18 protein-coding genes are annotated in these 17,705 nt (G+C 41.8%); 6 read left to right on the forward strand and 12 right to left on the reverse strand.

Features of this window, described 5'->3' with window-relative positions; translation table 11 throughout:
* Window positions 1-158: 158 nt before the first annotated feature.
* The 8 genes from WAX86_RS14645 to ftsY form a co-directional block, all read right to left on the reverse strand.
* Entirely contained in the window at window positions 159-920 is a 762-nt protein-coding gene (locus tag WAX86_RS14645) for a DeoR/GlpR family transcriptional regulator (RefSeq protein WP_036764671.1), read from the reverse strand.
* Between the two features lie 136 nt (window positions 921-1,056).
* On the reverse strand, window positions 1,057-2,421 hold the full coding sequence (gene glpT / locus WAX86_RS14650; protein WP_044173914.1) for a glycerol-3-phosphate transporter: 1,365 nt from the start codon (window positions 2,419-2,421) through the stop codon (window positions 1,057-1,059).
* Window positions 2,422-2,749: 328 nt separating this feature from the next.
* Window positions 2,750-3,595, reverse strand: a complete 846-nt coding sequence (glpG, locus tag WAX86_RS14655; RefSeq protein WP_065172479.1) for a rhomboid family intramembrane serine protease GlpG — start codon at window positions 3,593-3,595, stop codon at window positions 2,750-2,752.
* A gap of 31 nt (window positions 3,596-3,626) precedes the next feature.
* Window positions 3,627-3,956, reverse strand: coding sequence for a thiosulfate sulfurtransferase GlpE (gene glpE / locus WAX86_RS14660; RefSeq protein ID WP_036764669.1), 330 nt, complete (start codon window positions 3,954-3,956; stop codon window positions 3,627-3,629).
* Between the two features lie 573 nt (window positions 3,957-4,529).
* Window positions 4,530-5,393, reverse strand: coding sequence for an RNA polymerase sigma factor RpoH (rpoH, locus tag WAX86_RS14665; RefSeq protein ID WP_341488953.1), 864 nt, complete (start codon window positions 5,391-5,393; stop codon window positions 4,530-4,532).
* A 145-nt stretch (window positions 5,394-5,538) separates the two neighbouring features.
* Window positions 5,539-6,465, reverse strand: a complete 927-nt coding sequence (ftsX, locus tag WAX86_RS14670; protein ID WP_068945357.1) for a permease-like cell division protein FtsX — start codon at window positions 6,463-6,465, stop codon at window positions 5,539-5,541.
* Window positions 6,452-7,123, reverse strand: coding sequence for a cell division ATP-binding protein FtsE (gene ftsE, locus WAX86_RS14675; protein ID WP_065172481.1), 672 nt, complete (start codon window positions 7,121-7,123; stop codon window positions 6,452-6,454). Before ftsE ends, ftsX begins: the two co-directional genes overlap by 14 nt.
* Window positions 7,124-7,126: 3 nt before the next feature.
* Window positions 7,127-8,515, reverse strand: coding sequence for a signal recognition particle-docking protein FtsY (gene ftsY, locus WAX86_RS14680; protein WP_005302443.1), 1,389 nt, complete (start codon window positions 8,513-8,515; stop codon window positions 7,127-7,129).
* Between the two features lie 84 nt (window positions 8,516-8,599).
* On the opposite strand from ftsY, the gene rsmD reads away from it, so the two are divergent.
* Both rsmD and WAX86_RS14690 read left to right on the forward strand, forming a co-directional pair.
* Window positions 8,600-9,208 carry a 16S rRNA (guanine(966)-N(2))-methyltransferase RsmD gene (gene rsmD, locus WAX86_RS14685; protein WP_341488954.1) on the forward strand — a complete coding sequence of 203 codons (609 nt, stop codon included), beginning with the start codon at window positions 8,600-8,602 and terminating at the stop codon, window positions 9,206-9,208.
* The gene (locus WAX86_RS14690; protein WP_036764667.1) at window positions 9,205-9,471 is read left to right on the forward strand and encodes a DUF1145 domain-containing protein; all 267 of its coding nucleotides are present in this window, start codon (window positions 9,205-9,207) and stop codon (window positions 9,469-9,471) included. Before rsmD ends, WAX86_RS14690 begins: the two co-directional genes overlap by 4 nt.
* Window positions 9,472-9,543: 72 nt before the next feature.
* On the opposite strand, the gene WAX86_RS14695 is transcribed toward WAX86_RS14690, so the two are convergent.
* Together WAX86_RS14695 and WAX86_RS14700 are read right to left on the reverse strand one after the other, a co-directional pair.
* Window positions 9,544-9,786 carry a YecH family metal-binding protein gene (locus WAX86_RS14695; protein ID WP_065172483.1) on the reverse strand — a complete coding sequence of 81 codons (243 nt, stop codon included), beginning with the start codon at window positions 9,784-9,786 and terminating at the stop codon, window positions 9,544-9,546.
* Between the two features lie 975 nt (window positions 9,787-10,761).
* A complete protein-coding gene (locus WAX86_RS14700) occupies window positions 10,762-11,127 on the reverse strand; it encodes a DUF4145 domain-containing protein (RefSeq protein ID WP_237034975.1) in 366 nt (121 codons plus the stop codon).
* Window positions 11,128-11,461: 334 nt separating this feature from the next.
* Between WAX86_RS14700 and WAX86_RS14705 the strand changes: the two genes are divergently transcribed.
* A complete protein-coding gene (locus WAX86_RS14705; RefSeq protein WP_044173890.1) occupies window positions 11,462-11,794 on the forward strand; it encodes a DUF2500 domain-containing protein in 333 nt (110 codons plus the stop codon).
* A gap of 9 nt (window positions 11,795-11,803) precedes the next feature.
* On the opposite strand, the gene WAX86_RS14710 is transcribed toward WAX86_RS14705, so the two are convergent.
* A complete protein-coding gene (locus tag WAX86_RS14710; protein ID WP_341488955.1) occupies window positions 11,804-12,817 on the reverse strand; it encodes an acyltransferase in 1,014 nt (337 codons plus the stop codon).
* A 99-nt stretch (window positions 12,818-12,916) separates the two neighbouring features.
* On the reverse strand, window positions 12,917-13,639 hold the full coding sequence (locus WAX86_RS14715) for an SDR family oxidoreductase (RefSeq protein WP_044173886.1): 723 nt from the start codon (window positions 13,637-13,639) through the stop codon (window positions 12,917-12,919).
* A gap of 473 nt (window positions 13,640-14,112) precedes the next feature.
* On the opposite strand from WAX86_RS14715, the gene WAX86_RS14720 reads away from it, so the two are divergent.
* The 3 genes from WAX86_RS14720 to WAX86_RS14730 all read left to right on the forward strand — a co-directional run bounded on the left by WAX86_RS14720 (window position 14,113) and on the right by WAX86_RS14730 (window position 17,664).
* A complete protein-coding gene (locus WAX86_RS14720) occupies window positions 14,113-15,714 on the forward strand; it encodes an AbgT family transporter (RefSeq protein ID WP_068969624.1) in 1,602 nt (533 codons plus the stop codon).
* Between the two features lie 112 nt (window positions 15,715-15,826).
* Window positions 15,827-16,675 carry a LysR family transcriptional regulator gene (locus WAX86_RS14725; RefSeq protein WP_112163824.1) on the forward strand — a complete coding sequence of 283 codons (849 nt, stop codon included), beginning with the start codon at window positions 15,827-15,829 and terminating at the stop codon, window positions 16,673-16,675.
* 95 nt (window positions 16,676-16,770) lie between these two features.
* On the forward strand, window positions 16,771-17,664 hold the full coding sequence (locus tag WAX86_RS14730) for a patatin family protein (RefSeq protein WP_069532387.1): 894 nt from the start codon (window positions 16,771-16,773) through the stop codon (window positions 17,662-17,664).
* The last annotated feature ends 41 nt before the right edge of the window (window positions 17,665-17,705 follow it).

Genomic DNA, 17,705 nt, shown 5'->3' on the forward strand with positions numbered 1-17,705 from the left:
TACAACAGCATAATAGCGGACAAATTGATCAAGATCATCTAAAAAGTGACCAGTTTTTCTCTTTAGTATGATCTTTATCGCACCTTTTTGCGTAAAAAAATGGGCCAGATTCTCATCTGGCCCATTTTCAGGATGTTCTATTTTTTGAGCTCGATAAATTAATTAATAATTTCCATCGTTAACTCACACTCTTGCAAGCGCTGCATTAGCTCTGCAGGTGGCTCTTGATCGGTAAACAGCATATCAATTTGGCTAATATCGCCAAGATTAACCATCGCATTACGACCAAACTTAGTGTGATCAACCCCAAGCATAACGCAACGGCTGTTCTCAATGATCGCCTGCTTTACTCGTACTTCATGATAATCAAAATCCAGTAATGAGCCATCTAACTCAATACCACTGATACCTAAGATACCGAAATCTAACCGAAATTGAGAAACAAAATCCAAGGTCGCTTCACCAACAATACCGCCATCTCGGTTACGTACTTCACCGCCAGCTAAGATGACACGAAAGTCTTCTTTTGCCATAAGAGTGCCGGCAACATTAAGGTTGTTAGTAACAATACGTAAATCGTTATGGTTAAGCAACGCACGAGCAACCGCTTCTGGCGTAGTACCAATATCAATAAACAGCGTGGCACCATCAGGAATATGCGCAACCATAGCTTGAGCAATGCGATCTTTCTCAGCTAACTGCATCACTTTTCGGGTGTTGTATGACGTGTTGACAGAGCTTGATGGAATAGTGGCACCACCGTGATGACGGCGGATCTGATTGGCATCAGCGAGTTCATTCAGATCTCGACGAATTGTTTGAGGACTTACATTAAATCGCTCGACTAAATCTTCAGTGCTGACATAGCCCTGCGTTTTTACAATATCAATAATTTCTTGATGACGTTTACTCTGCTTCACTGCGCGAGGGGCTCCTATCTAACGCAACGCCTCAAAGTATGCACTTCTAGGCATTATCTACAACAAGGCTCCACAATTGCGGAGCCTTGTCATATTACCTATAGCCTAATCAAGATGCCAATGTTGGCGATCATAATTATGCGTTTTGTTGTTTCAGCAGTTTTTCTTTGTGGATCTTAGACTCACCCATCATCGCCAAAATAAAGAAGAAGATAGATAAACCACAAGATACTGTTAGAACTAAGAAACCACCATCCCAGCCAAAATGGTCAACGGTATAGCCAAGTATAGCGTTTGCCGCAACGGCACCACCAAGATAACCAAATAGACCAGTAAGACCTGCTGCTGTACCTGCTGCTTTTTTCGGAGCAAGCTCAAGTGCATACAGACCAATCAGCATAACAGGACCGTAGATTAAGAAACCAATAGCAACCAACGCCATCATATCAATCGTTGGGTTACCAGCTGGGTTAAACCAGTACACTAATACGGCCAAAGTCACCAACACCATAAATAGAATACCAGCAGGTGCACGACGTCCTTTAAAGAACTTATCTGACATCCAACCGCACAATAGCGTACCTGGAATACCTGCCCACTCATATAGGAAGTAAGCCCAAGAAGATTTATCTACCGTAAAGTCTTTTGCTTCACTTAAATACACAGGAGCCCAATCCAATACTCCATAACGAATAAGATAAACAAAGGCGTTAGCAATAGCGATGTACCACAACAATTTGTTATTGAATACGTACTTAAAGAAGATCTCTTTTGCCGTCATCTCTTTTTCAAATGACGCATCATATGAGTCTGGGTAATCGTTTTTGTACTCTTCAATTGACGGCAAACCGCATGATTGTGGAGTATCTCGCATCACGATCAAAACAAAAGCAGCGACAATTAAAGCACCGAATGCTGGCACATAAAACGCACTGCGCCAATCATCGTGAAACAGCCATAAACCCAATAAGAATAAAGGACCAATTAGACCACCACCCACGTTATGCGCTACGTTCCACACTGAAACAATACCGCCGCGCTCTTTATGTGACCACCAGTGAACCATAGTACGACCACAGGCAGGCCATCCCATACCCTGGAACCATCCATTTAAGAACAGCAAAATAAACATGGTTGCAATACTGCCTGTTGCCCATGGCATAAAACCAAAACACAGCATCACAATTGCTGACATTGATAAGCCTGCCGCCAAAAAGTAGCGCGGGTTAGAACGGTCGGAGACGTTACCCATTAAAAATTTAGACAGACCATAAGCGATAGATACCGCCGCCAATGCAACCCCAAGATCGCCACGACTATAACCGTACTCTTCAATCAAATAAGGCATCGCCAAACTGAAGTTTTTACGGACTAAGTAGTAGCCGGCATAACCGAAGAAAATACCGATAAATAACTGCCAACGCATGCGTTTATATATCGGGTCGATTTGCCCATCAGGTAATCGTTCTTTGTGTGCAGCTGGTGTAAACAAGCCAAACATAAGAGGTTCCTTTAGATTTTTGTCGTTATTATGTCTTTTCTTAAGATCACATCATGTCGATCATTTGGATAGAAAAGAGTCGTTTTTTGCTCGAACGCAAATGTAGGGTTGAGCAAATTAGTTTTCTTTCGCTCAATTGTTACGAATTATTGCGCATTCGATTATGAAAAAATGTGAAAACAATCAAAATCGCGAAGTTATTTATCGCAAATAAGCGTGCAGAAATGGACAATTATTGCAGAATTAGAGATAGGTATACTAATCAACAGAATTAGTAAATACCTGCTATCAATATATTCTGATAGCAAGTATTTATTCAACAAAGCGGTTATGAATGATGCTTAAGAGGTTTTTTTGCATCATACAGAGCGATTAAACAGCCACTTGCAAGACCAAATAAATGCGCCATGTTTGCCACAGAAAATCCTAAAATATCGGTAAATCCTAGAATTAACCACACCAACATAAAGACAACATAAGAACGAGGTATGGTAAGTCCACGTTTAGGCGCTAACCACCCCATCCACCATAGATAGCCCATCAGCGCATAGACGACACCAGAAAGCCCGCCGAAATTGGGGCCGACAAACCATGCTTGAGCAAAACCAGATAACAGTGATGACAGCAAAAAGATCTGCACTAACTTACTGCTACCGCTGTGTTGCTCTATCTTTCCGCCTAATAACCACCACCATAGGCAGTTAAAAATAATATGTAAGGCAGAGAAATGCAGCAAAGCGTGAGAAAAATAGCGCCAGAGCTGCCACTGATCACCATCGGCAAAAAAAGGAAAATGCAGGGCAGTAAACAGAGGTTGTTCAAACCCAATCAACCATAGGATATAAATCGCAATAACGGCCACCATCACAGATAAAGTAAAAGGACCTGCTTGCGCTCTAATCATATTAATCAAGCTAGGGTTAGCATAATGGAACTTAGCAGTTCGGCTCTCTGCCATATCCCAAGATGCAGCTTGATACTTATCTGCCGTTGGATCATGCAAAAAGGCTTGTAACTCCGCTTCTGCTTCCACTAAATACTGCTCATCTTTGAGCCACAGGGCAAATAAGCCTTCAGGCTCAGGAGACATCACAACTTCAATCTTGCGTGATGCCATATAATCGATGAAAGCTTGTGCCAATCTTGGGTTACTAAGCCCGATAAGTCGATGCATTAAAACTACCTCTATTTAATTTTCCGACGTCTTAATCTCCAAGTGCCATAGGTAATTGCGCACGACGCCATGCCTCAAAACCACCTTCAAGGCTATATACCTGCTCGAAACCTTGGTGAAGTAAATATTGAGCTGCACCTTGGCTACTGATGCCGTGATAACACATCACAATCACAGGTTGTTCAAAATCGACTTCATCCATAAACGACACCATAGTGTCATTAGTTAAATGAAAAGCCTGCTCAGGATGAGCCTGACTAAAGGACTGAATATCACGAATATCTACTAAGACCGCATCAGAATCATTTTGTTGTAATAACTGATAGGCATTTTCGGCACTAATAGGCGTAAACTGTTCCATACTTTTCCTTTCTCTAAGCTGAAGGTCATTATCATTATTAAGCGCAAGATCCGATCCCTCTGAGCATGTCAGGATCATGTTGAACTCAAGCACTTATGTTTATACATTTCGATCTATTTTACCTTACTTTGCGATCTCTACTCGACTCTCTTTTTTAGGTTATCCACAATCGTTTCTCCGCTCCTTGTTTCGGCTTACCAGATCTGGCAAGGGGTTCTGATCGAATTGCGCAAACCAATGTTTATATTTTAACCATCTGTGGAAAAGCCTGTGAATAGCGTTGATAATGTGTTTTTGTTATTTTGGATCCACTACATGTAGATCGGATCCGATCAAAAACTGTGGATAAATCTGTTTTTAACTTCTTACTCAGTGCGAAAATGTGACTGAATTAACATTAATATTTGCTGTTTTTGCATCTTGAACAACTTTTTGCAATTTGTACTAGGATCCTTTTATTAAGATCCAAATAACTGATCTTTATCATCCCTATTGCTTTAATCATTCCAAATTACAGAGACAAAAAAACCGGCACATCTGGCCGGCTTTTAACAAAGGAAAACAAGAAAACAATCAGTAGATATCGTCACCAACGGCTTCTTTTAGTTTTTTCATCGCATTTTTTTCTAACTGACGAATACGCTCTGCTGATACCCCAAAGCGGTCAGCAAGATCTTGCAGAGTCGATTTATCTTCATCAAGCCAACGCGAACGTACTATAAATTGACTGCGCTCATCCAAGCTCGCTAACGCTTGTGACAAACGATTCGTCGCATGAGTTTCCCAGTTATTCTCTTCATAACTGCGTGCGATATCTGAGCTTTTATCTTCTAAATAGTAAGCTGGAGCTGCCGGTGCAAAATCGCGATCATCATCGTCATTCGACATTTCAAAAGTAGCATCTTGAGCAGCTAAACGCGATTCCATTTCTCGCACTTCACTCGGCTCTACTCCCAATTGATCCGCAACCATATTGATTTCTTCATTATTAAACCAACCTAAACGCTTTTTCGACTTGCGAAGATTGAAGAAGAGTTTACGTTGGGCTTTGGTGGTTGCAACTTTAACGATACGCCAATTTCGTAAAACAAACTCATGGATCTCTGCTTTGATCCAGTGGACAGCAAATGAGACCAAGCGAACCCCAACTTCTGGGTTAAAACGCTTAACAGCCTTCATTAAGCCAATATTCCCCTCTTGGATCAGATCGGCCATAGGTAAACCGTAACCAGAATAACCACGAGCAATATGCACCACAAAGCGAAGATGAGACATGACAAGCGCTTTCGCGGCATCAATATCACCATCAAAATGCAGACGTTCAGCCAACTCTTTTTCTTGCTCAGCAGTAAGCATTGGGTAACGGTTAACGGCTTGGATATAGCTATCTAAACTGTCGGCCGCAACCAGAGCCATTGAAGGCATCTCAGTGGACATGCAAAAACCTCGTGTGTTTTTTATTCAAAAGTAACGTAATTTAAACCCGTGTTCTTATTACGTGAACCCGCAATAATGCCAATAAAAAGGGGTTGATTGCAAGTAAGTCTGCAAATCAACCCCGGATTAGGTCATAAAAATAAAATTATACTGGCTCAATTTCGCGTAGATGGCGTCCAGCAGATAAGCGCGCAGCCAATAAACCAAGGAAAGCTGCTGACATAATAAGAATCAGCATTTCATCCCAGCCAAGACCAATCAAACGATAATGGCTAGCATACAAATTGGCTAAGGTAGCCACAGCTTGATCAAGTAATAAGGTAATTGCAAAAGTTAACCCAATAGCAATCACTGAAGCGATCAGACCATACCAAACCCCAACATACAGGTAAGGTCGAAGGATATAGCTATTGGTTGCGCCAACCATTTTCATTACTTGGATTTCATCTTTATGGCTAAGCACTTGCAAACGTAAGGTGTTACCTACAATCAAGAATACTGCAAACAGCATCAAGCCCGACATGACCAAGGCCAGCGTCACAGCCAAATCTTTAATGGCAGCTAGGCGTTGTAACCAATCGCTATCTAAACGCACTTCACTAACTTGTTGCTGGTCACGTAGCTTTGTCGCTAACACTTGTGCTTGTTCGTTACTTTGCCACTGAGGCTTAGGTTTAATAATCACCACAGAAGGTAATGGGTTAGAATCTAGCAGTGCAATGGCTTTTGCAAATCCTGCATTTTGACGAAACTCTTCTAAACCCTGTTGTGGTGAGATGAACTCAACGGTTTCAACCTCTGGCCATCCTTTAAGCTCATCGGCAAAGGTTTTTGCTTGCGCTTCAGGAACCGAATTTTGCAAATACAACGTTAACTGAGTTGGGTTCTGCCATGATTGAGCAACGATTGTGACGTTTTTTGCCAACAGATAGAAGGTTGCTGGTAGAGTTAAGGCAAACGCCAGTACCAACAGTGTTAAAATATTGCCTAATGGGCGACGAAACATATCTTTCAATGCACCGCCACCTTGTTGTTTATGAATGGCAAAGAAGCCTTGTTTATTCTGCGCCACGAACGATCTCCCTTAAATGTCCCTGTAGAAGATCCAATCGACGATAATCGTGACTGGCTAATAGTGAAGTATCGTGAGTTGCCATTAACACACTCACGCCTACTCGATTAAATTCTTCAAATAAACGCATCACTTGCTGAGATAAATCGGCATCTAGGTTACCTGTCGGTTCATCGGCCAGTAATAACATAGGTTTATTCACCACGGCACGAGCAATACCCACGCGCTGCTGTTCACCGCCCGATAACTGAATCGGTGTACACTTTGCTTTATCCAGTAAGCCCACTTTATCTAATGCGGCTGATACTCGGCGTTTAATTTCATGCTCTGATGCCAATTCCACTCGTAATGGCAAAGCAACGTTTTCATACACGCTACGATCCATCAACAGCTTATGGTCTTGGAAGATGATCCCGATATTACGACGTAAAAACGGGATCTGCTTATTAGGAATACGGGTAATATCATGGTCATTGAACAAAATTTTGCCGTCACTTGGGCGTTCAATGGCACAAATCAGTTTCAGCAGGGTACTTTTACCTGCTCCTGAGTGGCCAGTCAGAAAAGACATTTCACCACGACCAAGATGGAAGTTTACTCGCTGAAGTGCTTGCCTACCTCCTCGATAGGCTTTACTTACCTGCTGAAACTGAATCACTGTTTATTCCTCGTCTGTAAATAGCGCTTCGATAAACTCGTCGGCAGCAAATGGGCGCAAATCATCAATACCTTCACCAATACCAATATAACGGATTGGGATATGGAACTGATCGGCAATCGCAAAGATCACCCCGCCTTTTGCTGTACCATCAAGTTTCGTTAGCGTAATACCTGATACTGGAGCAACCTCACTAAATAGCTTTGCTTGGCTAATTGCGTTTTGGCCGGTACCTGCATCGAGAGTCAACATAATTTCATGCGGCGCATCAGGATCAATTTTCTTCATCACACGCACAATCTTACGTAACTCTTCCATTAAGTTAGCTTTGTTTTGTAAGCGACCCGCAGTATCTGCAATGATCACATCAATATTTTTTGCTTTTGCCGATTCAATCGCATCGAAGATAACAGAAGCACTGTCTGCACCCGTATGTTGGGCAATAACAGGAACTTGGTTACGCTCACCCCAAACTTGAAGCTGTTCAACAGCAGCGGCACGGAATGTATCACCAGCCGCCAGCATCACAGATTTTCCTTCACTTTGGAATTTCTTCGCCAGCTTACCAATAGTCGTAGTTTTACCTACACCATTAACACCCACCATCAAAATAACATATGGCTTTTTGCTGGTATCGATCTCAAATGGCTGTTCGACTTTTGCGAGCATCTCAGCCAATTCATCTTTCAATAAACCGTAGAGTGCTTCACCATCTTTAAGTTCCTTGCGAGAGGCTTTCTCGGTTAAGTTTTCAATGATCTTAACCGTAGTGTCCATTCCCACATCAGCAATCAGTAATTGCTCTTCAAGCTCTTCAAACAGCTCATCATCAATTTTTTTGCCTTTAAATAGACTGAAGAAGCTCGAACCGAAATTCTCCTTAGTCTTACGTAAACCACGCATTAGACGGGCAAAGAAACCTTCTGATTTTGGTTTTTCCTGCTCTGCAATCGCAATAACTGGAGACTCAAGCTCGGCGTTATTTTCTGTCTCTTCATTACGAAGATGCTCAGCGCTCTCTTTTGCTTGTAATTGCTCACTCACAATTTCAGCTTCAATCTGAGCATCATCACTAGCAGCATCAGCATTGATACTCGCTAGCTCAACTTGTTCCTCAACCGCTTCTAACTGAGAAATCGAAGCCTCTGCCTCGGGTTCTGCTTTAGCAACTGGCTCGGTTACGGTATCCTTAGCACTGTCGGCTGCATCATTTTTTGCATCATCATTATGCGCAATTTCAGCATCCTTGGCGTCAGAGGTTTGTGATTTAGGGCTTTCATCCTGCCCCTCGATTACCGAGTTAATTTCGGTAGTTTGTTCGCTGTGTTCGCTCTTTTCTTCTGAGCCAAAACCCAGCCACGAGAATAATCCGCGTTTCTTCTTTTCTGCCATTGGCAAATCCTAGAGATTGATTGGTACAATTTGCAGCCTAAAAACTGATGTATACTAACATTTTCTAAGCGGTCAAAAAAATCTATGACGAAACGTAGACAACAAACAGGTAAAAAACCACAAAATAATCGCCAGAGCGGGTTCGTCAGAATCATCAGCGGACAATGGCGTGGTCGCAAACTGCCCGTCCATGACGTCGAAGGACTTCGACCTACCACTGACCGTGTAAAAGAAACACTTTTCAACTGGTTAGCGCAAGATATTTATCAAGCAAAATGCTTAGATCTCTTCGCCGGTAGTGGTAGCCTGAGCTTTGAGGCCTTATCCCGTGGTGCAGAAAGTCTGACCATGATTGAACTGGACCCAAAAGCTGCCGCGCAACTAAAACAAAATTTAACCGCAATTGGGGCTACTAACGCAACCTTACACAATACCAATAGTGTAAATTTCCTCAATCAAGCAGGTACTCCTCACGATTTGGTCTTTATTGATCCACCATTTCGTAAGGACCTTATTCAACAAGTTATTGCTGCGCTTGAAGCTAATCATTGGTTAAGTCCTAATGCGTTGATTTATATTGAAGCAGAAAAAGAGCTCGGTAGCATTGATGTACCGCCAAGTTGGCATCTATATCGCGAAAAAACCGCAGGACAGGTGTGCTATCGTTTATTTATTCGAGAGGAAGAAGAATGAAAACCTTAATCTTATTAGCTAAGGCCGCGATTGCGTTTGTCTGGTTGGTGTTGTTAGTTAATATTGTCCACCCATTTCCAGGGGCAGCGGCAATGGCGCTTTACATCATGACTGCATTTTTATTTATGATGCATGGCCTACAAATGTTGATCTTTATTGGTGCTTTTGGCGATAAGATTACGATGTCTGGTTGGGAGAAATGGTCGATTCTTATTTTTGGTATTTTCGCCTTGCTTGATATTCGCCGCAAACACATGATGTAACACTCTCAATTCCAATAAAAAGCGAGCCCGATATTTGGCTCGCTTTTTTTATATCTCTGAGTTTTATAACTCTTAGTGGTGACACATACGAGCCGGGTTAGCTGTTAGCTCCTCATCCACCAGCATAATCTTACCCTTCGCAAGTAAGAAATCGAGAAGTTGCTGTAAGGTCAAATCTTGTTGGCTGCAAGTATGAAAACGAACATCTGCTCCATACTCAGCTTCAATCTCTGCCGTTAAACTTGCTGGTGTGTAGTGCTTATTTTCATCTAATAATTTATGAAGCACTTCATGACCATGAACAGATTCTGTCATTGTTCTCTCTCTTCCAATCTAAAACATATATACCCAAGTTATTTCAAGATGCACGGTTCAGTGAGAATGACTTGGAGATATAACAATAGATCACTACGTTGATTACCGCGTTGACCTAACTCAATTATATTGCATATTGAATATATGTTTAAACTATTTAAGATAATCTTTCAGCCAATCGTTTACCTTCTTTTTTTTAGCTAAACACGCTATTTCTTATTATTAAAGGTAAGCATTTATCTGCTAATCATGTTCAAAAACAATATCTCCATCTAAACTAACCTTTTGATTTATTATCTCATCCTGTAAAAAAAACAGAGAAACATTCATCTATAAGTTCAAATCATAATTCTTAAATCATGAGAAAATTAAGTGAATTAAAAAATAAAAAATAGATTAAAAACCAAACGGTTACATTCGCTTACTGTGATCTCATTAAAATTTTTTGTGGTAGCAATAAAAGATAAATTAAGATTACTTGGCATATAATAAAGCAGAAAGAATTTACTTCCATTTTTGCAATCTACATATTCCATTAACAATAACAGCGCCAACAAAAAAACAAAACAGACCAATAAAATCATAAAGTTAAAACAACATCACTTTTATCAAAAACAATGAGCTCAAAAACCAAACAGAGAGAAAAACACTGTTTACTTAGATAAAAAACCACTTAAACACGTCATGTTTTTGCAAAATAAGCCACTAAACCAAGATCTAGCTTGATAAGCGATCAAAAATCATGCTATTCTTTTTATCAAGTTAAAGATAACGGTTATAGGAGAGCCAAATCATGTTTACAACATCTCAAAAACAAGGACTTATGATGATTGCGGTTATCCTAGGTCTAATGACACTACCTGTTATCTACTAAGATAACGAACAAATATCAAAAAAGGCGCTTATAGCGCCTTTTTTCGTTTTTGAACAATATTGCGGTGGGTAATATAGGATAAAGCCCCTATCGTATAACCATTAGGGAAGAAGAGAGATGCGATGCCAGTGAAGAGAGTAAAACCAAATAGCTAGCGCGGTAAAACCAAAGACCAACAATAGAGCCACCCCCCATACCACTCGATTACTACGTGGTGTAAGCCCCTTCTCACAGCGCTTACACATGGCAATAAACTCATCCTCATTTGCTAAGCGAAAATGATCTTGTTGAATAGACTGCTCTCTAATTTGAGCGATATGTTGTAACTCTTCAATTAAGTTTTGCGGCAGACGCTCATCGCAGAACTCAATCAGTTCCGTCAAATTACTGCCCTGTGCGTGATAATGAGAACGCAGTAAATACTCGATACGACGGGTGCGTTTAATGACGCTCGCAATATTAGACATAATCACTTTCTCTTCAACATCCTATGTTCTTTTCTTACCTTACTAACCCGTCACTAGAAAGCAAGAACTATCCCTCTATTTTGCGAAGGGATAAGTCTTGTCTAAACCGCGCGCACATACTCCATTAAATCATAGTCAAACTTCGAGTTAAGCGAAAAAGATTCCGTCAGATCACGATTTTATCGCGTAATGCTAGAGCCAAGAATAAAGTCATGAATAATATGAAACCAATGACTTTAGTCTCGAACTTAAACGACTGAGCCCAAGTCACTTATACCGTAATAATTGGGTATCAATGGATATAATCGGATAGAACAATAAAAGGATTTTTACCATGCCAACCATGCTACTATTGGCTTTAGTAACACTACTTGTCGTTGCCATTAGCTATTTTATCTACACCTATCGTCGTCATACTCTTGGAACTCATGCTCCAGAGAAACACATTGAAGTCATGATTCTCGATAAGCAGAGCAATCCTATTTTTGGTGCTCAACCGGGAGAAGATGACGAAGAATATTGGATCTATGTTCAACCAGTAAAAGGCGGCCCAAAGCGTGAATTTATGGTCGGCATTCACTACTATCACGCTCTAAATCCGGGTGATAGCGGCGTGATGACCTACAAAGGCCGCCAATTTATGCATTTTGCTCTTAATCGCAGCTAGCTCGTTACGCTAAGGCACAAGCCAAGCACTGTAGCGACTTTTGCTCAATAGCCAACTGCTCAATAGAGCCAATCCGCCGCACACCAGAGTCCAAAATGGAATGGTGATCAGCGGCGGAGCAAAATACCAATTAAGATGAATTACCGGCCATAAAAATAGTGGATGTAATAAATACACCCCTAAACTATAACGACTAATAAAACTGATCCCCTGTTTAGCCGTTACGGACCACTCACAGTGCTCAGCCCACCAGCGACAACCAACAAACACCAAACTGGCAATGAGTACGGTATTTAATGTTTTATAAGAGAGCCAACGACCTACCGTATACTCACCCGCAGCCAGACTTAAATGTACTACCATCCAATCCGTTAATAGCAGTGCCACCACACCCAATGGCAGTAGCCAAACCAGTTTTGGCCGTTGATATTGGTACAGCCCATAGCCAAGAAGTAAGTACCCACTATATAAAACATACTGGTTACTCCATGGCCCATCGACTCTTAATAAGAATAGCAAGGTAAAAATAAGCCACACGCCGATAACCGCTCGAACTTGACTCGGCTCTGCACGATGAACAAAGAAATGAAATAGAGGAACGAGCAAATAAAGAGGAATAAAGTAATAAAAGAAACCTAAGTGGTAATACGTTTCATGAGTAAATGCGTGTTTTAACAGATTGATACTCACAGCCCCATCAAAACCCGATAACGAAACTCCGGCAAGTCCAGCATAGAACAGAGACCAAGCCACAAACGGAATTAATACCTTGCTCACTCGCCGAGTAATAAAATAGTTGGCTTCAATCGGTTTAGGGTTACTAAGTAATAGCGCTCCAGAGATTAAGATAAAAACAGGAACTGTCCAGCGACTAAAACTATTAAAAGTGATGGCGGTAATCCAATCAAACTGCGATATCTGCCCTAATTGCTCTCGATAAGGCCCAAGTACATGAATAATCACAACAGCAATGGCAGCAACACAACGCAATAAATCAAAGAACCAAATTTTTTTGGCTGCCATACATTCACCTTTTCACCCAATAAAAATGCCATCATTGACATAATCAATGATGGCACCTTTCTTAAACCTGACCAAAAGGAAAATGATGGTCAGTGGTAATTATGGTTGTTGGCGAGTCGCCGCTAGCACAATCTCACGGATACACAGATTTTGTGGCTGGTTGTAGGCATAACTGATAGCGTTAGCAATATCACTTGGTGCAATAACACCGCCCATACCTTCTTTCCACTCTTCGTAGCCAGATTTAATTGCATCACTCGTGGTATGGCTTAGTAGTTCCGTTTCAACTGCGCCAGGGGCAATAGTAATGAAACGAACATTATCATCGGCAACTTCTTCACGAATATTTTCAGTAATGGCATGAACCGCAAATTTAGTACCACAGTAAGCGGCATGATTTGGGAATGTTTTACGACCTGCAATAGAGCTAACGTTGATAACTGTGCCGTGCTTGCGTGCTTTCATCCCCTTAAGAACAAGATGAATACCGTTTAGCATCCCCATCACATTAACATCAAACATGGTTTTCCACTCTTGTGGATCCTGCTCATCAGCAAGGCCTAACAGCATCATACCAGCATTATTGATAAGACAATCAACAGGGCCAAACTTCTCTTCAGCTTCAGCAATAGCATTTTGTAGCGCGTGAAGATCGGTCACATCAACTTGGCGACATAGAGTATTAGGTAGGGCAAGTGCCTCTAAGCGATCCAAACGACGAGCAAGAAGCAGTAAGGGATAACCTTCACCAGCTAATTTACGCGCAGTTGCTTCACCAATACCAGAACTTGCACCTGTAATGACAATAAGAGGTTTAGACATAATAGAGACCTTTTCTTTGTTAGAATAATTTAAGTATGGCGCACACTCACGCCGCGACCTTGGTTACTACTATACAAAGCGCAATCTTGGCTGAAAAATACCGATTTCCTCTGTTTATCATAAAAAAAAACTATGGATAACCGTCACTCTTACCCTCGAAGCCATTTGCAATTACCGTCATATGTCAGACTACAGATTGCTAACATCATCACAAAACAGGCCTGTCTCGATCTTCAATCAATAACTTAACCCCGAATCAACATCAACAAATTGCATTTAACACAGAATATATAGAAGGGAAAAAGCCTTTCCCACTTGATTTCCCACCACAAACAGCAACATTAAAGATACAAAAAACCAACCAGTGAAACATTTAGACACATTTTAACCTTGCATTTACATTTAACAATATCGTAACCTTGCACCAGTTTTGAAGCTCCCAGTGACGGGAAGTAATCGATAATGGAGGAAGGATGTATCCATCGACTTCGCAACAACAATCACCTCAACCGAGTAAAAAAAATCTCTTTACCCGCTTTTTAGATACCGTTGAGTGGTTAGGTAATTTACTGCCTCACCCGATAACCCTATTTGCTATTTTCTGTGTTGCTATCTTGCTCGCTTCGGGCATTGCTGGCTACTTTGGTGTGTCTGTGATTGACCCTCGTCCAGAAGGAGCACCAGGACGAGCTGCAGATGGAATGATTCATGTTGTCAGCCTACTTAATGCCGAAGGCTTACAGCTGATTGTGGCTAACTTAGTGAAAAACTTTACCGGATTTGCGCCTCTAGGTACGGTATTGGTTGCCATGTTAGGTGTTGCTATTGCTGAACACTCAGGCCTACTTTCTTCGGCTATGCGCGGTTTGGTTATGGGAGCCTCTCGCCGCATGGTTACTCTAGTAGTTGTGTTTGCTGGTATCATTTCTAACACCGCATCAGAGCTTGGTTATGTAGTTCTGATCCCTCTTGCAGCCATGCTATTCCACTCTTTAGGTCGTCACCCACTTGCAGGTCTTGCCGCAGCTTTTGCCGGGGTTTCAGGTGGTTATAGTGCAAACCTACTATTGGGTACTGTTGACCCGCTATTATCAGGTATCACTCAAACCGCAGCCCAAATGATCGATCCGAACTATCTCGTTGGCCCAGAAGTAAACTGGTACTTTATGTTTGCATCCACCTTCGCCATTACCATTATGGGTGCCTTTGTTACCGAAAAAATCGTTGAGCCAAAGCTGGGCAAATATCATGATGAAGAAGCAAGTGAAGATCTTAGCCACGATAAAATGGGCAAGCTGACCGATATTGAGAAAAAAGGCCTAAAAATGGCGGGTCTTGCTGCGCTAGTTGTGGCGGCGTTGCTGGCATTAACCATAGTGCCAAGTGATGGTGTGTTACGAAATCCAACCACAGGTTTAGTTGCTGGATCACCGTTTCTCAAAGGTATTGTCGCCTTCATCTTTGTCTTCTTTGCCATTCCTGGCTTTGTTTACGGCAAAGTAGTCGGCACGATGAACAATGATCGTGATGTGATTAATGCGATGGCTAAGTCCATGTCTTCAATGGGTATGTACATTGTTCTGGTCTTTTTTGCCGCTCAGTTTGTCGCTTTCTTTAAGTGGACTAACTTCGGTCAAGTATTCGCAGTTGGTGGAGCAGATTTCCTTCAGTCCATTGGTTTAACAGGCCCTGCGCTGTTCTTTGCTTTCATTTTAATGTGTGGCTTTATTAACTTAATGATTGGTTCGGCTTCTGCACAATGGGCTGTTACCGCACCGATCTTTATTCCAATGTTGATGTTAGTCGGTTATGCACCAGAAACCATTCAGGCGGCATACCGAATTGGTGACTCAGTGACTAATATCATTACGCCAATGATGAGCTACTTTGGCATGATTTTAGCTGTTGCGACCCGCTACCAGAAGAACTTAGGTCTAGGTACATTAATCTCAACCATGCTGCCATACTCTATCGTATTTGTTATTGGCTGGAGCATCATGTTCTATGTGTGGGTCTTTGTACTCGGTATTCCTGTCGGTCCAGGTGCTGCAACCTACTACAATGTTGCCGGTTAATTCTGTCCTTTAACTCTTATCAAACAACTTAGATCAAAGCCGAATCCACCCGATTCGGCTTTTTTTGTTATGATAAGTTTACGTTATGGCTCACTAAACCAAGAGAATTTGGATGGATTTACGACTACTGCGCTTCTTTACTGCGGTATATGAAGAGAAAAATATTACTTTAGCGGCAGAGCGCTGCTTTGTATCCCAACCGTCCATCTCTAGTGCCATTAAACAGCTGGAACAAGAGTTAGACACCACCCTTTTTATTCGCCATAAAAAAGGAGTCAATCTAACAGACGAGGCACATTACTTATATCCATTAGCCATTCGCCTGCTCAATGATGTTAATCGCTTGCCCCAACTGTTTCAGCAACGCACCGAATGTTTACCCCTCACCTTGGCGAACTTTCCCGATTTGAGCCAAACCGAATTAGCCAATTGCTTTGCTCTGCTCAATCAACAGATCCCTAACTTATTATTAGAGTTGGTTGATCATAATGCTCCTGCCGATGCGCGCCTAACGTTAGATATGTTCAAGGCTGAAGATGAAATATTTCTTCCTCTGTGGGATGAAGACTATGTGCTATGTATGCTACCGGATCATCCATTAGCACAATTAGAAAAAGTCACCCCAGCAGAGTTACATCTACACGATTTTATTGAATGTCCACCCTGTGAAGCGCACCAGCAAACCATTGGCCTATTAGCATGCGATGGCCTGGCCGTTAACCTAGTGGCCAAGGCAGAACACAAAACCCAAGTTATGCATTTAGTTCAAGCTGGATTGGGGATCTCTTTTTTACCAACAGGAGTATTAGAAACAGCAAAACAACTTGTAACCGTTCCACTTGATGGTCCGCGGATGTTTCGCCGTTTAGGCTTATGTTATCCGGCCAATAAGACCTTAAATCCAGCTCTGTCTGCTGCAGTCAAAGTATTGAGTCAATACAACCAACATAAGGTTAAATAATACCTATCACAGCAATAAGAAAAATCGACTGTCGATTCATATAAGCAAGATTTATTCTAGTCCGTATCTTGTCATCTTTGCTAAAACGGTCGGTTATGAACTCTCGCAACTCATCAAGAGCCCTTATTGTTGAAGGCGGTGCTATGCGCGGTATTTTTGCCAGCGGCGTACTCGATGCCTTCTTAGAAAATAATTATATGCCTTTTGATTTTGCGATTGGAGTATCGGCAGGTTCAACCAATCTGATCGGCTACCTTTGTGGACAACACGGTCGTAGCCATACCATTATTACCGACTACTCTCGCCGCCATGACTTTATTAATTTTGCTCGCTTTACCCAAGGTGGCCATTTAACAGATATTGACTGGCTATGGCGTACCACGACACGTCATTTGCCTCTGAATCTGTTCAAATACGAGCAACGCAATATTCCGCTCTATGCAACAACAACTAATTTAGAAACAGGTCAAGCGGAATACATTGCTGTAAGCCGTGAAAATATTACCGAAGCCATGGAAGCAACCTGCGCTTTACCTGTTGCTTATCGTCATAATCCAACGGTAAGTGGTGTGGCGATGAGTGATGGTGGAATTGCCGACTCTATTCCAGTGATTGAAGCGTATAACCGCGGCGCCCGAGAAATAACCGTTATCTTATCTAAACCATTAGGTTTTCATAAAAGCGAAACCAAACTACCTTGGCTGATTAAGTCTATGTTTCATGATCACCCTAAGTTTGCTGAAGCGGTACTTTCCCGAGCAGAACGTTATAACGCAGCCTTAGATTTTATTGCCAATCCACCAGCAGACTGCAAGTTAACCGTTATTGCACCGAAAGAGAGTTTCCAAGTCGGTCGTTTAACTCGCAATTTAGAGAAGCTTGAGCAAGGCTATCAAATGGGTCGAGAGGCGGGTTACCGTTTATGTGGCTTAATTCCATGTTATGGCGACAATTGCTATCAATCAGAACGACTAGAGCAAGCGGCTTAAATCCCTACCCTTATCATAGGTATAGGCGATTGAATCAATAA

It is taken from the genome of Photobacterium damselae subsp. damselae, assembly GCF_038086725.1.
GTDB lineage: Bacteria > Pseudomonadota > Gammaproteobacteria > Enterobacterales > Vibrionaceae > Photobacterium > Photobacterium damselae.